The organism is Brevundimonas sp. GCM10030266 (assembly GCF_042666595.1).
Taxonomy (GTDB): Bacteria; Pseudomonadota; Alphaproteobacteria; order Caulobacterales; family Caulobacteraceae; genus Brevundimonas.
Window position 1 is genome coordinate 478,691 of sequence record NZ_JBHTCY010000003.1, and the last position, 13,903, is coordinate 492,593.

At 70.4% G+C, this 13,903-nt stretch carries 18 protein-coding genes; 5 read left to right on the forward strand and 13 right to left on the reverse strand.

Annotated elements, in window-relative coordinates; genetic code table 11:
• Positions 1–3 precede the first annotated feature (3 nt).
• The 6 genes from ACFQQC_RS12015 to ACFQQC_RS12040 form a co-directional block, all read right to left on the reverse strand.
• Entirely contained in the window at positions 4–1,182 is a 1,179-nt protein-coding gene (locus tag ACFQQC_RS12015; protein ID WP_376862629.1) for a zinc-dependent alcohol dehydrogenase, read from the reverse strand.
• 17 nt (positions 1,183–1,199) lie between these two features.
• Positions 1,200–1,766, reverse strand: coding sequence for an SRPBCC family protein (locus ACFQQC_RS12020; RefSeq protein WP_376862630.1), 567 nt, complete (start codon positions 1,764–1,766; stop codon positions 1,200–1,202).
• A 79-nt stretch (positions 1,767–1,845) separates the two neighbouring features.
• Positions 1,846–2,388 carry a hypothetical protein gene (locus tag ACFQQC_RS12025; protein WP_376862631.1) on the reverse strand — a complete coding sequence of 181 codons (543 nt, stop codon included), beginning with the start codon at positions 2,386–2,388 and terminating at the stop codon, positions 1,846–1,848.
• Positions 2,372–3,187, reverse strand: a complete 816-nt coding sequence (locus tag ACFQQC_RS12030; RefSeq protein ID WP_376862632.1) for a cyanophycinase — start codon at positions 3,185–3,187, stop codon at positions 2,372–2,374. The genes ACFQQC_RS12025 and ACFQQC_RS12030 overlap by 17 nt, the downstream gene beginning before the upstream one ends.
• On the reverse strand, positions 3,180–5,924 hold the full coding sequence (cphA, locus tag ACFQQC_RS12035) for a cyanophycin synthetase (RefSeq protein ID WP_376862633.1): 2,745 nt from the start codon (positions 5,922–5,924) through the stop codon (positions 3,180–3,182). Before cphA ends, ACFQQC_RS12030 begins: the two co-directional genes overlap by 8 nt.
• Positions 5,921–6,103 (reverse strand): hypothetical protein, encoded by a 183-nt coding sequence (locus tag ACFQQC_RS12040; RefSeq protein WP_376862634.1) that lies wholly within the window; start codon positions 6,101–6,103, stop codon positions 5,921–5,923. The genes cphA and ACFQQC_RS12040 overlap by 4 nt, the downstream gene beginning before the upstream one ends.
• Before the next feature lie 157 nt (positions 6,104–6,260).
• Here ACFQQC_RS12040 and ACFQQC_RS12045 point away from each other — a divergent pair, with 157 nt between their 5' ends.
• Positions 6,261–7,175 carry an iron-containing redox enzyme family protein gene (locus tag ACFQQC_RS12045; protein WP_376862635.1) on the forward strand — a complete coding sequence of 305 codons (915 nt, stop codon included), beginning with the start codon at positions 6,261–6,263 and terminating at the stop codon, positions 7,173–7,175.
• Complete coding sequence (locus ACFQQC_RS12050; RefSeq protein ID WP_376862636.1) at positions 7,172–8,113, forward strand: methyltransferase; 942 nt, start codon at positions 7,172–7,174, stop codon at positions 8,111–8,113. Before ACFQQC_RS12045 ends, ACFQQC_RS12050 begins: the two co-directional genes overlap by 4 nt.
• Here the strand turns inward: ACFQQC_RS12050 and ACFQQC_RS12055 are convergent.
• Complete coding sequence (locus ACFQQC_RS12055) at positions 8,110–8,277, reverse strand: hypothetical protein (protein WP_376862637.1); 168 nt, start codon at positions 8,275–8,277, stop codon at positions 8,110–8,112. The genes ACFQQC_RS12050 and ACFQQC_RS12055 overlap by 4 nt on opposite strands.
• A gap of 71 nt (positions 8,278–8,348) precedes the next feature.
• On the opposite strand from ACFQQC_RS12055, the gene ACFQQC_RS12060 reads away from it, so the two are divergent.
• Together ACFQQC_RS12060 and ACFQQC_RS12065 are read left to right on the forward strand one after the other, a co-directional pair.
• Complete coding sequence (locus ACFQQC_RS12060) at positions 8,349–9,284, forward strand: isoaspartyl peptidase/L-asparaginase family protein (RefSeq protein WP_376862638.1); 936 nt, start codon at positions 8,349–8,351, stop codon at positions 9,282–9,284.
• A gap of 159 nt (positions 9,285–9,443) precedes the next feature.
• Complete coding sequence (locus ACFQQC_RS12065) at positions 9,444–9,635, forward strand: hypothetical protein (protein WP_376862639.1); 192 nt, start codon at positions 9,444–9,446, stop codon at positions 9,633–9,635.
• Between the two features lie 250 nt (positions 9,636–9,885).
• On the opposite strand, the gene ACFQQC_RS12070 is transcribed toward ACFQQC_RS12065, so the two are convergent.
• The 5 genes from ACFQQC_RS12070 to ACFQQC_RS12090 form a co-directional block, all read right to left on the reverse strand.
• Positions 9,886–10,098 (reverse strand): hypothetical protein, encoded by a 213-nt coding sequence (locus ACFQQC_RS12070; protein ID WP_376862640.1) that lies wholly within the window; start codon positions 10,096–10,098, stop codon positions 9,886–9,888.
• 133 nt (positions 10,099–10,231) lie between these two features.
• Positions 10,232–10,798, reverse strand: a complete 567-nt coding sequence (locus ACFQQC_RS12075) for an arylesterase (RefSeq protein ID WP_376862641.1) — start codon at positions 10,796–10,798, stop codon at positions 10,232–10,234.
• Positions 10,795–11,028 (reverse strand): hypothetical protein, encoded by a 234-nt coding sequence (locus ACFQQC_RS12080; protein WP_376862642.1) that lies wholly within the window; start codon positions 11,026–11,028, stop codon positions 10,795–10,797. The genes ACFQQC_RS12075 and ACFQQC_RS12080 overlap by 4 nt, the downstream gene beginning before the upstream one ends.
• A gap of 258 nt (positions 11,029–11,286) precedes the next feature.
• Positions 11,287–11,607: a DksA/TraR family C4-type zinc finger protein gene (locus ACFQQC_RS12085; protein ID WP_376862643.1), complete on the reverse strand. Its 321-nt coding sequence runs from the start codon at positions 11,605–11,607 to the stop codon at positions 11,287–11,289.
• A 101-nt stretch (positions 11,608–11,708) separates the two neighbouring features.
• Positions 11,709–12,374, reverse strand: a complete 666-nt coding sequence (locus ACFQQC_RS12090; protein WP_376862644.1) for a hemolysin III family protein — start codon at positions 12,372–12,374, stop codon at positions 11,709–11,711.
• A gap of 183 nt (positions 12,375–12,557) precedes the next feature.
• Here ACFQQC_RS12090 and ACFQQC_RS12095 point away from each other — a divergent pair, with 183 nt between their 5' ends.
• Positions 12,558–12,836, forward strand: a complete 279-nt coding sequence (locus ACFQQC_RS12095; protein ID WP_376862645.1) for a SemiSWEET family sugar transporter — start codon at positions 12,558–12,560, stop codon at positions 12,834–12,836.
• Positions 12,837–12,923: 87 nt separating this feature from the next.
• Here ACFQQC_RS12095 and ACFQQC_RS12100 read toward each other — a convergent pair whose 3' ends face one another.
• A complete protein-coding gene (locus ACFQQC_RS12100) occupies positions 12,924–13,853 on the reverse strand; it encodes a HEPN domain-containing protein (RefSeq protein WP_376862646.1) in 930 nt (309 codons plus the stop codon).
• Positions 13,854–13,903: the final 50 nt, after the last annotated feature.

A 13,903-nucleotide genomic window follows, 5' to 3' on the forward strand; every position in this document is an offset into this window, starting at 1 on the left:
GGATCACCCGTGGGGCTTGAGGACGACCTTGGTCCATTCGTTCGGGTTGTCATGGAAGTTCTTGTAGGCTTCCGGAGCCTGCTCGAGCGGCAGGCGGTGGCTGATCAGGTCGGTCGTGTCGATCTTCCCGTCAAGCACCAGCTGGAGCAGTTCGGGGAGGTATTTCTGCACATGGGTCTGGCCGGTCTTGATCGTCAGGCCCTTCTGCATGAGGGCGCCGATCGGCAGCTTGTCGCCGATGCCGCCGTAGACGCCGGGGATCGAGACCCGACCGCCCTTTCGGCAGGCCATCAGGGTTTCGCGCAGCACATGCTGGCGGTCGGTCCCGAGTTTCGTCTCCTGCTTCACCGCGTCGATGATGTTGTCGGGCGCGAAGCCGTGCGCCTCCATGCCGACCGCGTCGATGCAGGCGTCCGGACCGATCCCGGCGGTCATCTCCATCAGGGCCTCGCGGACCTTGACCTCATGGTAGTTGAGCACCTCGGCGCCGTTGGACCGGGCCAGCGCCAGCCGGCGCGGGTGATGGTCGATGGCGATGATGCGGGCTGCCCCCATCAGCCGGGCGCTCTTGATGGCGAACAGGCCTACGGGGCCGCAGCCCCAGATCGCCACCGTATCGCCCGGCTCGATGCCGGCGTTCTCGGCGGCCATCCAGCCGGTGGGGAAGATGTCCGACAGGAACAGGACGCGCTCGTCCTCGATCCCGTCCGGGACGACGATGGGGCCGACGTCGGAATAGGGGACGCGGACATATTCGGCCTGGCCGCCGGCATAGCCGCCGGTCAGGTGCGAATAGCCGAACAGGCCCGCGGCGGGATAGCCGTAGGCGATCTCCGAGGCGTCGGACTTGTCGGCGGGGTTGGAATTGTCGCAGGCGGAGAACTGCTGCTTGCCGCAATGGAAGCAGGAGCCGCAGGCGATCACGAACGGCACCACCACCTTCTGGCCGACCTGGAGGCTGGTGTTGCCGCGCCCGACCTCGATGACCTCCCCCATGAACTCATGGCCCAGGATGTCGCCGTTCGACATCCCGGGGATGACGCTGTCGTACAGGTGCAGGTCCGAGCCGCAGATCGCGGTTGCGGTGATCTTGAGGATCGCATCGCGCGGATTAACGATCTGCGGGTCGGGGACCGTGTCCACCTGCACATTGTGTTTTCCGTGCCAGGTCAGGGCGCGCATGGAGTTTCCTTCCGGGATCAGAAATGACGATCGGCGCGCGGCGCCGCGTCCGGGGCCCTGGAGGTCGGGATCTCGCCCGTCTCCATCAGCTGCTTGAAGCGGCGCAGTTCGCGCCGGGCCTGGACGCGCGGCTCCCGCTGGAGCACCTTGGCGACCAGCTTGCCGACCGCGCCGGCGGGCGGGTCGTAGCTGATCAGCACCCGCACCTCGGTGCCGCGTCCGTAAGGGTTGTCCCGGAACTCGATCCAGCCCTCGTGGTCGACGTCGCTCTCCTCGGTCGAGCGCCAGGCGATGTACTCGCCCGGGCGGTCCTCGGTGATCTCGCTGACCAGCTCGACATCGACGCCGGCGGGGCCCGCAACGGTCCAGCTCGATCGCCGGTCGTCGATCACCTCGACCGCCTTCACATTCTCCATGAAGGTCGGAAGCTGCGCGACATCGCGCCAGTAGGCGTAGAGCGCCTGCCGGGGACGGTTGATCATGACGGCGCGGACGCTGGTGGCGTCATGCGCCCCCTCAACCCGGTCATCGTCGGTGAAGGCGGGGCTCTGCACGTCGGCGTCGGTGGATAGCGGTTCGGTCATGGGGCGATTGTCCTGGGCTGCCGTGAGCCAAGCGGCGTGCGTCGAGAGGGTTCCAAAGGTCGCGTAGCCGACACGGGCGTCACAGGTCGGACCAGAGGATGGCGCCGGCCGGGATGGCGCTGCGAAGGCTCTCAAGGGCGTAGGGCTGCAGGGGCGTCCAATGGCCGCCCTGCCCCGCCTCATCGAGCGCCCGCAAGCGCGCTGCGGCGATGTCATCAACCTCCCGGCATGCGTCCGGGGCCAGCGTCGTCCACTCGCCGGCCGGGCCGACTTCGGCCTCGAACCGACGGCGCAGCAGGCGGCACAGGCTCTCCACCAGGGCGTCGTACATCAGGTCTCTGGGTCGGCTGGCGACCAGCTCGTGGACCAGCACCCGAACCAGGTCGAACTCGATGACGGCGAGATCGTGGGCGGCGGCCGGCAGACGGTCGACCAGCCAGGGATGCACCACCTCCTCCCGCACCTGGGTGAGGACCGTGGCGCGCCGGCACAGTTCATCTGCATGCCCCGCCCTGTCTGCGAGGGGGCGACCCTCAAGGGACCGACCGCACAGGGCGAGGAGGTCGTCCTGCGCCGCCTGGAGCTGCGGGAAGCGGATCATGGCGTCAGGTCCCTTCGTCATCGTCGGAGCCGCATGTGGGCCGGCGCCGGTTGAAGTCGAAGCGGTCGCCGCTCGACAGGACGTGGGTCCGGACGTCGAAGATCGACAGGGCGCGGTCGGCCTTCGCCTCGGCGATGTTGGAGTGGGTCGCCGATTCGCCGTCGACCACATAGACTGCGCCGGAGCCGATCACCCGCCCGGCCCGGCCTTCCACCAGCAGGGCGGTGTCCTCGTCGATCCCCACACCCAGGAGGCGGGGATTGTGCGCCACGGCGCCGAGGAGGCGGCCATAGCGGCCCCGCTCGGCAAAATGCTGGTCGATGATCACGTCCTTCATCAGGCCCAGGCCGGGCGCCATGTGAACCTCCCCGATCCGGTAGGACTCGGAGCTGGGCCCCTTGACCAGCATGGTCTCGCTCATCACCGACGCGCCCGCGGAGGTGCCGGCGATCAGCCCGCCCGCGGCGTGCAGGTCGAGGATGCGACGCTCCAGGCCGGTGTCGCCGATCTGGCTGGAAATCCGCAGCTGGTCGCCGCCCGTGAAGAAGACGGCCGCGGCGCCGTCCAGGGTCGCCAGCGCCTCGGCCCCGCCGCTGTCGGCCCGCTCCTCGACATAGAGCTCGACCAGGTCGGTGACGCCCAGGGCGCCGAAGGCCTTCTGGTAGGCCTCGAAATAGCCCTCCGGCTCATGGGACGCGACCGTGGCGATCACCAGGCGGCCGCCGTTCAACCGCTCCGCCACGGCCTTCAGGATGACCCGGTCGCGGTCCTTGTCCTCGTGGCCGCCGATGATCAGCAGGGGGCCAGGTCGATCAGCCATGGGCGGGCTCCAGGATGGGGGCAGGGTCGGGCGGGGTCTGGCGCCGGGAGGGCCGGAAGCCCTTCACCATCCCCCAGACACGGGAGACGCGGGTGGGCATCAGGACGACGACGTCGTCGGGCTGCGCCAGGCCGAGGGCGGCCAGGGCGGCGTCATCCTCCTCGTAGACCTGGTGGATGCGCGACGGATCGCAGCCCGCCTGTGCGGCGCCCTCGGACATCAGGCGCATCACGTCGCCCTTCGGCCGACCCCGGTTGTCCGGGGTCTCGCGGAAGACGAGGATGTCGAAAAGCTCGGCGGAGATTTCGCCCATGGCCCGGATCTCCGACTCGCGCCGGTCCCCGGGGATGCTGACCATGGCGATGCTGCGCGCCCCTTGCGGCTTGACCGCCGCCACCAGCTGGCCGAGCGCGCGCAGGGCGTCCGGATTGTGGGCGTAGTCGAGGATGACGCGGAAGCCATGGTCGTCGTGAATGTTGAGACGGCCCGGGTTCTGCTCGAAGGTCGAATGGAAGCTGGCCAGCGCCTCGCGGATGTCCGCCGCGGCCACGCCGGCGGCATGGGTCATGGCGATCGCGGCCAGGGCGTTCTGGACATTGAACCGGGCGTGTCCGCCCAGGGTGGCGGGAATGTCCTGCGCCCGGCAGACCACCGTCGTCTCGCCCCGGTCGTGCAGGACCAGGCTGTCGTCGGTCGGATCCAGGACCACGGCGAGGCCGCCCTCGGCGATGTGCCTCAGGACGAAGGGCGGCGTCTCCGGGCCGCCGCGCAGGGTGAACCATCCGACCCGGCCCCCGGCGTGGCGGGCCATCCGGATGGTGAGCGGGTCGTCGGCGTTCAGCACGCTGACACCGCGTCGCGAGACGCTTTCCGCCACGACCGACTTCACGTCGGCCAGGTCCTCGAGACTGTTCACGCCCTTGAGGCCGAGGTGGTCCGGCTGGACATTCAGCACCGCCCCGACGTCGCAGCGGTCGAAGGCCAGGCCTTCGCGCAGGATGCCGCCGCGCGCGCACTCCAGCACCGCGACCTCCACGGTCGGGTCCCGCAGCACCATCCGCGCGCTCTTGGGTCCGCTGGCGTCCGCGGCCGACACCTGCTCGTCGCCGATATAGACGCCGCTGGTGTTGGTCAGGCCGACGGTCCGGCCCTGTCGGGCGAAGACGTGGGCGGTCATGCGGCCGACGGTCGACTTCCCGTTGGTGCCGGTGATCGCCAGGATGGGGATCCGGGCGCGGCTGCCCCTGGGGTAGAGCATGTCGATGACCGGCCCGGCCACGTCGCGCGCCTCGCCCACGGACGGCTCCAGGTGCATGCGCAGCCCGGGGGCCGCATTGACCTCGACGATGCCGCCCCCGGTGTCCCGCACCGGCTTGGCGATGTCGGGGGCCAAAAGGTCGATGCCGGCCACGTCCAGGCCGATGACCCGGGCGGCCCGCCGCGCGATGGCGGCGTTGTCGGGGTGGATGTCCGCCGTGCGGTCGATGGCGGAGCCGCCGGACGAGAGATTGGCGGTCGTGCGCAGCACCACGGTCCGCCCAGCGGCGGGGATGCCGTCCGGCGTCAGGCCCTGGCGCGCCAGGATGTCCAGCGCCGCGACGTCGTCGAGGCGGATGCGGGTCAGGACCGCCTCGTGGCCGACGCCCCGTCGGGGGTCCGCGTTGACCTCCGCCACCAGGTCCGAAACGCTGCGGACGCCGTCCCCGACCACCTGGGGCGGGACGCGTTCCGCGACCGCCACCACCTCGCCGTTGATGACCAAAATCCGGTGGTCCCGCCCGGGAAGCTGCTCCTCGACGATGACCCGCCGGCCGTGGCGCAGCGCCTCCTCGAATCCAAGAGCCAGCGCCGCCGCGTCGGCCAGGCCGGTCGTCACGCCCCGGCCGTGGTTGCCGTCGAGCGGCTTGGTGACGAGGGGATATCGAAGGCGCCGGGCGCCCGCGAGCGCCTCCTCGAGCGTACGGACGACGACGCCCCGGGCGACGGGGAGCCCCACGCCCTCGAGCAGCGCCTTGGCTTCCGCCTTGTTTCCGGCGGCCTCGGCGGCGATCAGGCCGGTGCCCCCGGTCACGCTGGCCCGCAGCCGGCGTTGACGGGCGCCCCAGCCGAGCTGGACCAGGCTCTGGTCGTTCAGGCGCTGGATCGGGATCCCCCGGCGACGCGCGGCGTCGACCAGGGCGGCCGTCGAGGGACCGAAGGCCTCCCGTTTGCGCGCCGCCCGGATCGCGTCCACCCGGCGCTCCACATCCCCGGTTGCGGACGCGGGGGCGATCAGGTCCAGTCCCTCCAGCCTGGTGAGGTCCGGCGGCAGCAGGGCCTGCACGAGTTCTATGGCGTGGCGGCCCGCCAGGCGTCCGGCCGCTTCGCCCTCGTAGACGTAGAGGATGTTGTAGACCCCGGGGCGTCCCTTCACGGAGCGGGTCTTGCCGCGGGTCGTCCGCGCGCCGGCGCGCGTCTGAAGCTCAAGGGCGACATGCTCGATCACATGGCCCAGCCAAGTCCCGTCCTGCATCCGCTGCACCAGGCCGCCCGGCCTGCCATAGGAACAGCCGTGACCGGCCAGGCCGGGAAGCTGGTCGAGCAGACGATCGGTGAAACCCGGCAGGGCGCTGGTCGGAAAGGCTTCCAGCGGTCCGAGGTCCAGCTGGATGCGGATCATCGGGCGGGCACTATAGAGATGGGGGCCCCGGTAGACGGCGCATTCGAGCACCCGCATCCCGATCTCGACGCCGCTCATGCCGCCGTCCGGTCCGCGGCGAGGCTGGCCAGCGACATCGTGCGGGCCAGATAGGCCGCGCCTTCCGCCCGGGTGCGGGCCAGGCCCTCGGCGAGAACGGCCTGGCCGTCCCGCGTCACCGCGCGCCACAACCATTGTCCGTCCTGCGGGCGCAGGATCCACTGATAGCCCTCGTGCATCTCAATACCTCTCTCCGGAGTGCGACAATCCGCCTGGCGAGCAACGGTTCCTGTGTCGGATTTGCGACTCAGGATGTGCTGCAAGAAACTGAAATCGTTGGGGAACTCCGCTCGCGGCCAAACGTATCCTGAGCCCGCCGATCTGGGAGACAGAGCCATGACGCCCGCCGCCGACGCCACCCCCCTCCGACCTGAACGGACCAACGCCGCCGATTTCCACCGTCGCCTGACGCGCTGGAATCATCGCCGTCTCGAACCCTCCACGCCCACCGCCGACTGGGTCGAGCTGGCGCAGGAGGACGCCGAGCTGGTCCTGGTGGAGGGGGCCTTCATCGAGCGCCTGCGCGAGGACGCCGCGCCCTGGCTGCGCGACCTGCCCACGGACCCGGACGGCTTCATCGCCTGGTTCGAGCGCCTGAAGGGGTTCGGTCCCGGCGAGAACGATCCGCTCTTCCCCTGGCTGGCCGAAGAGGCGGACCTGGAGCAGATGCGCTGGTTCCTGCTGCAGGAGGTGGCCGGGGAGGCCGGCTTCGAGGATCTCGTCGCGATGGCGCAGGTCAAGATGCCCGATCGCCCCAAGCTGGAACTGGCCCGCAACTACTGGGACGAGATGGGGCGCGGCAATGAGGCCGGAATGCACGGGCCCATGCTGGGACGGCTCGCCGATCACCTGGACCTGCACCCGCGCATCGAAGAGACCGTCTGGCCCTCGCTGGCCCTGGGCAACGTCCTGGTCGCCTTCTCGACCACCCGGCGTTACGCCTTCCACGCCCTCGGCGCGCTCGGCGCCGTCGAGCTGACGGCGCCCTGGCGGGCCGGACATGTGGCGGCGGGTCTGAAACGGCTGGGGGTGGGCCCCGAGCGCAAATACTACGCCCTGCACGCCACCCTGGACGTGGAGCACTCCCGGACCTGGAACGCGGAGGTGCTGCGCCCGCTGGCCGAGACCCGGCCGGACTGCCTGCCCAGTCTGGCCGAGGGCGCGGTCATGCGCCTGATGGCCGGGGCGGCCTGCTACGACGCCTATCGCGAACACCTCTGGGGCGCGCGCGCCGAGCTGAAGTCGGCGTGAGCGCCGCCACGGGGGCGCTCGACATCCAGGCGCTCGGCGAGGTGCTCGGGCGTCTTGAAGCCGCCGGCTACGACTTCGTGACGCCGACGCCGGCGACGCACGCGCGGGTGGCCGAACGCCTCGACCGCGCCCGGCCGGGGCATCTGCGGGATATCTTCGGCTGGACCCGGCCGTTCGATGCGGCCGATCTGCCGGCGGCCCTCGTCGAAGCCCTGGAGCGGGCCGGGGTGGTGCGCAGCGCCGGGGACGGGCTGGCCGCGCTCACGGTCCGCGTCAGCCGCCTCGACGGACGGCTGGTCCTTCATTCCGCCCGCAGCATCGAGGCGGACGCGGTCTTTATGGGGCCCGACAGCTACCGGTTCGTCAACCTGATCGACCAGGTGCTCGCCGACGGCCGTCCGGTCGCCCGTGCGCTCGACATCGGCGCGGGCGCCGGCGCGGGAGCGCTCGCCGTGGCCGCCCGCCGGCCCGGCGCAAGCGTGATCGGCGGCGATCTCAACGCCACCGCCCTTCGATACCTGGACGTGAATGCGGCGCACGCCGGCCTGGACGTGCGGCCCGTCCACGGGGACGGCCTCGGAGCGGTCGACGGCGCCTTCGATCTCATCGTCGCCAATCCCCCCTACATCGCCGGCCGCGGCGGGCGCCTGTACCGGGACGGCGGGGGGTTGATGGGGGCCGAACTGGCCCTCGACTGGGTCCGCGCGGGCCTGCCCAGGCTCACGGTCGGGGGACGGTTCGTCCTCTATACGGGCGCGGCCGTCGTCGAGGGGGTCGATGGGGTGCGCACCGCCCTAGAAGGCCTGCTCACGGAGGATATCGCCCTTGCCTATCGCGAGCTCGACCCCGACGTGTTCGGGGGGCTCCTGGCGCGGGACGACTATCGCGAGGTCGAGCGCATCGCCGCCGTCGGCGCCGTGCTGACGCGCCGATGCTAGCCCCAGGGCTTCTGATAGGTCTCGCGCGCCGGTTCGCGCCGGCCGATCACCTCGGCGATGGCGTCCAAGACCGCATCGGGCGAACCCTCGTGGGTCTCGAGAAGGGATCGGATCCGGGCCAGTTTTTCGGCGCCGGGCTCAGGGGTCGGGTCGATGTCCGTCATGGCGGTCTCCGTTTTGCAGCCCAACCGTCCGTCGGCGGCCGTGGTTCCCCGCCTGTCCATGGAGATTTCCCTTGAGCGCCCCCTCCCCCTGGGCCTTCGCCCTGCACGGCGGCGCGGGCGTCAAGCCCGACCGGGACTACAGTCGCGCCGAGGCCTGCATGGCGGAGGTCGCCGGCCGCGCCGGCGCCGAACTCTCGGCCGGCGCAGCCGCCCTGGACGTGGTTGAGGCCGCTGTCGTCGCGCTGGAGGCGTCGGGCCTCTTCGTCGCCGGGCGGGGATCGGCGCGCAACGACTGGGGACAGGTGGAGCTGGACGCCGCCCTCATGGACGGGCCAACCCGGCGGGCCGGGGCGGTGGCGGCCCTGCAGGGGTTCGCCTCGCCGGTGGCGGCGGCCCGGCGCCTGCTCGACGCCGATGCGGCGGTGCTGCTGGTGGGAGAGGGCGCGCGGGCCTTTGCGCGGGATCAGGACCTGGAGGTCGTGACCGACCTCGACGCCTGGCTTCGACAGCCGGACGGCTTCGATCCCGCCGACCTCGCCGACGGCCACGGCACCGTCGGGGCGGTGGCCCTGGACAGGTCGGGTCGTCTCGCCGCGGCGACCTCGACCGGGGGCGTCTATGGGGCGGCGCCCGGTCGGGTCGGCGACAGTCCCGTGCCCGGCGCCGGGGTCTGGGCGGACGACCGCGTGGCCGTCTCCTGCACCGGCAAGGGCGAGGGATTCCTCAGGGCGGTGGCCGCCTACGATGTCTCCGCCCGCCTGCGGTACGCCGGCGCGGACCTCGAGACGGCGGCGCAGGCGGTGATCGCCGAGGTCGGCCGGCTGGGCGGCGACGGCGGCCTCATCGCCATCGACCGAAGCGGCCGGGTCGTCCTGCCCTTCGACACCCCCGGCATGAAGCGCGCGTCCCTCACCTCAAGCGAACCGCTGCGGGTCGGCTCGACCGGACCGGAGATGCGAGGCGCGCCGTCCGGAGAGACTGTCGCCCATCGGACAGACGGAACCTGAGCGCCGCCGACCGGCCTTCGGTTGTTCTCAACCGGAGCTGTCCATGTCGATCATCGAAGGCCATTGCCACCGCCACCCCCCGCCCTCCGAGGGGGCGGCGCCGCCCCGGCGGCTGACCGCCCGCGATCTGGAAGCGTTCCTGCGCGACACGGAGCGGGCATGAGACGCGCGATGGCCGGGAACGGCGCCGTGCCGGAGACCGCCGAGCCGGCGGTCCGCCTGACCGGGGCCGGCGCGACCGCGGACGGGGCCCTCCGGTTCGGCGTGACCGAACGCGCGCTGGCGCGCGCAGTCGCGCGCGTCGGCGAAGGCTTCCGCGACGTCCAGCGCGAGCTTGGGGGACGGCGATGACGTCCGATCGACGCGAAGGGCGCGACGTCAACGAGACGGCGGGCGTCGGACAGGTCCGCGTCGGAGAGCCGGGACCGGGGCCGACGCAGACCGAAACGCGCCACGGCGCCTCCGCCCCCGAGCGGATCGAGCCGGGGGGCCGCACCGAAGCGGCCGCACCCGCCTCTGCAAAGCCGGAGACGGGGCCAGAGCCGGAGTTGGAGCCGGGGCCGAAGGCAACACGACCGGCGCGCCCGTCTTCCAGGCGACGTTAGCGGCGTCGCCGACTGGTCTTGGCCGGCTCCCGGCCATCTTGACCGTCGGTGGATCCCGAGCCTGCCCCGGCATGGTGCTCGATGCGGCCGCTCTCGACCTCCGTCCTGGAGAATACCTCCTCCTGTCCGTCGATCAGCAGCTCGTCGGCGGGCGCGTCGCCGGCGGGCGGCGATCCTGCGGGAGGGGACGGTTGGGATGTGCGGGTCATGGGTCTCTCCGGTTCGGGCGTCTATGGTCAGCCAAGCCCGGCCGCGGCGCGCGGTTCCGAAATCCCCCGAACTGTCCGCGATGCGACAGAGGCCGCCCCCGCTCCGGCGACGCCCTGGAGAACGGCCGTGTATTCAGCCTTGGCGTCCCTGGCGCCCTAGGGCGGCCGCCACCCCGGGGGCCAGCCGGTCCGCCACGATCTCGATCCCCGCGGCGTTGGGATGGATCCGGTCCGGCAGGGCATAGGCCGGATCAAGGGCGACCCCGGCCAGCAGGAAGGGATCGAGCGCGACGTCGTGGCGGCGGGCCGCCTCCGCAAACAGGCCGTCAAAGGCCACGGCGTACAGGCCGAACCACGGCGGCGCACGCATGCCGCACAACATCACCGGTATGCCGCGCGCGGCGAGGCGGACGAGGATGGCGTCGAGGTTGCGCCGGATCGTCTGGGTCGGGATGATCTGCATCATGTCATTGGCGCCCAGCGCGACCAGACAGAGATCCAGGCCGTCCGGAATGTCCCGGTCGAGCCGACGCAGGCCGTCGGCGGTCGTGTCGCCCGAGACCCCGGCGTTGAGAACCGTGGCCGCTAGGCCGAGGCGCGCCAGCGCGGCCTGCAGGCGAACCGGCAGGGCCTCGGAGGGTTTGAGACCGTAGCCCGCGGTCAGCGAGTCGCCGAGAATGGCCAGACGAAGGGGCGTCACGCCGCCAGGTTCGGAAGGTCGAGCGGCTCGGCAGCGAACCCGAGCTGCGGATTGGCGAGCACCGCCACCGGCCGTTCCCCGTCGTAGAGCGCGATCGTCTCGAACCCCGGCCAGTGCGCGGCGAGGCGCTCCGTCTCCTGACAGGCCTGCGCGTCGTCGGCCGAACCGACGCCAACGATGTCCCGGCAGGGCGCGCCGGGCATATGGATGATGCAGTAGTAATCAGGCACTCGACCGGTCTCCGCGTGGCGACGTCGCCGCGTGGGGCCCGGAACGACCCATCCCCCGCTCGGTTCCAAACGTCCGACGCCGGACGGCGGGCGGACGGGCGGGCTTCAAACCGCTGTCGGGGCGTCCCGCCTTTCGAGGAGTAGAGCGCACGCCGGATGACGGTATCGCCCCTGTCCTGCCCGTCTCTGGATCGGCTGTCATGGATCGAGCGCAGGCGCGACCCGGATGAAGACCGGTCCTGTCGGCGCCAGGCGGGTCTAGCGAAGCTGGCTGTCCTTGCTGCCCCGGCGGTTGAAAAGGGCATGGCTGACCTGTCGATCGCGGCCGGATTGGCATCCCACGCAGGTGGTGACGCCCGGCATGGCCCGACGGCGCGCTGGAGGGATGTCCTCGCCGCACTCGATGCAGTCCGGACGACCCTCGCCCCTGGGCAAGCGCGATCTCGCTCCGGTGACCCCGTCGCTGATGGTGTCGTGGATCTGATCGAGGACAGCGCCCTCATGTGCCCAGCCGGTCGCCATGTCGTCTCCTTCGCCCTGCACAGATAGGGTCGGACGACGCAAAGCCAGCGTCGCCATGGACCGTTGCGTCACGCCTGCGACGACCGCGACGATCCGCGCTCCGCAAAACGAGGGCGAAACCCGGTGAAAGCCGCCGTTACGTCCTGCGAGCGCCCGGTCTAGTTCGAGGAGGTGAGAACCACGCCCAGGAGGATGGCCGTCCAGTGGACACCCGCGGCGGCGACCACGTGGCCGTGCCAGATCGCCCGGAAGCAGCCGAGCGTCTTGCGGATGTAGAAGACCGCGCCGGTCATGTAGAGCCCCCCGCCGATCGCCAGCAGGAGAAGAGCGATCCAAGAGACATGCGCGAGCATCGGCTTGAAGGCGATGATCACCAGCCAGCCCAGCGCCATGTAGAGGCCCACCCACAAGCGCTTGCCGACGCCCGGCAGGAACAGCTTGCCCAGGGCGCCCAGCCCCGCCAGCGTCCAGACCGTCGCCGTCATGGTCCACGCCCAGGCGCCGGTGAGGTTGTGGGTGGTGAACGGCGTGTAGGACCCGGCGATCATCAGGAAGATGCCGGCATGATCCAGGCGTCGCAGCAACGGGCGCCAGCGCGGGCGGGCGAAATTATAGGCGGTCGAGAAGCCCAGCATGGCGAGCAGGCCGGCGGCGTAGACGCCCACCGCGAAAATCAGGCTCAGGTCGCCGCGCGCCACCGAAAGACCCAGCAGGACCCCGCCCCCGAACAGGGCGAAGGTCAGGCCCGTCAGATGGACCACCAGGTCGGCGCATTTGGCGCGGGCGGTCGGATAGTGTCTGGGCGGAAGAGGCGCGGCCGTCATGGCGTGATCTTAACAGACCATCGCCGAGCCGTCCGCTCCAGATCCGTCACCCGTCGCGGAAAGCTTGGGACGCCGCGCTCAGCGGGGGCGCCTGTCGGCGTCCGTTCCGGCCGCCGCGCCATGAACTCAGGCCTGCCGGCGGGTCCAAAAGGAACGGAACGGCGACGCTCATGTTGCCGGGTCATGAGTGACCTGATCGCTAACACCGTCGGCTCCGCCGCCGCGCTCTGCTCCATCACCAGCTTCATCCCCCAGGCCTACAAGATCTGGAGGGATCGGGACGCCTCAGCGGTCAGCCTGAGAACCTATGCGCTGACCGTCACCTGCTTCGTGCTCTGGGTGATCTATGGCGTGATGACCCAGGCGTGGCCCGTGACCGTCGCCAACAGCTTCGCGCTTGTGATGGCGGCAATCGTACTGACCATGAAATGGCGGTTCAGGGACGGAGCGGGGCGGGCCTGAGTCCTCGATCTTTAACGGACTGGCCTCCCGAAAAAGGGGGTTAGCGAAGGAACCTGGCGCGGACGCTCGCGCGTGGACCGTTTGAGGTCACCCGCCTCGTGCGCGGTCGCGCAGCTCGTTCAGGCGGTCCTCGCACGATCTGGCCACAAGATCTCGGAGTTGTCGGACGGACGCGGCGAGGGCTTCGAGGTCGTCGGTGCTGATGTCGTATTGGTCAGAATAGCGAGCCTCGACATAGGCGCGCTTCAGGGTCTCGAAGCGGCGGCGGTCCAGCCTGTGTTCTCGGGGCCAGGCCTGGGTGAGGCTCTTGTCGACATCTTCCGCCAATGAGCGGAGGAATTTAATGTTGTGGGAGCGAGGGAAGTAGAAGGTTTGGACCAGCAGGAAGCAGATGTAGGCGGTCTCCACTGCCTGATGGAGGTTGAACGCTGCCTTCTTCGGCCAGTCGCCTTCCCGCCCCTTGGCCAGCGAATACTCGGCAAGGTCCAGCCATTCACCAACAGAAGACGCATGCTTTGCGAAGTAGCGCTGTGCCATCTCAAGCGCATCGCCGTGCGTCATAGGCCGTGGTGTCGCCAAGGCATGGCCCGGCAAGTCATACAAAACGACTCCGTCGCGGGCGATGTCGGTCCAGAAGTAGTCTCCGCGACTGAGGCCCTGGTTCACTTCGGCGAGGTCGTGGACGATAAGATTGACGGTGCGGCCGACGTTCTCGTCGCGCAGGATCTTGTCCTCGGCCACCCACCAGTAGTCGGCGATGTCGGTCAGCTTGGAATGGCTGACGACGACCAGCAGGTCGAAGTCGGAGAGATAGCCGTTGTCTGGCTCGTCGACCCAGTCCGAGCGCGCATAGCTGCCGAACAGGATGATCTTCAGGACCTGACCGCCCTTGCGCCACTCCGCCGTACCGCCGGCGCCCTGACGCAGGGCGGCCTCGAATTCGGTCAGCAGGGTCGTGCGGATGTGCGCGAGCTCCTGCTGCTGACGCTCCGGCAAATGGTCGAGGGTCGACTTCATCAGGAGAGTCTAGCGCGTTTGACGCTTGGGGCCAGCGCCGATCAGCAGCA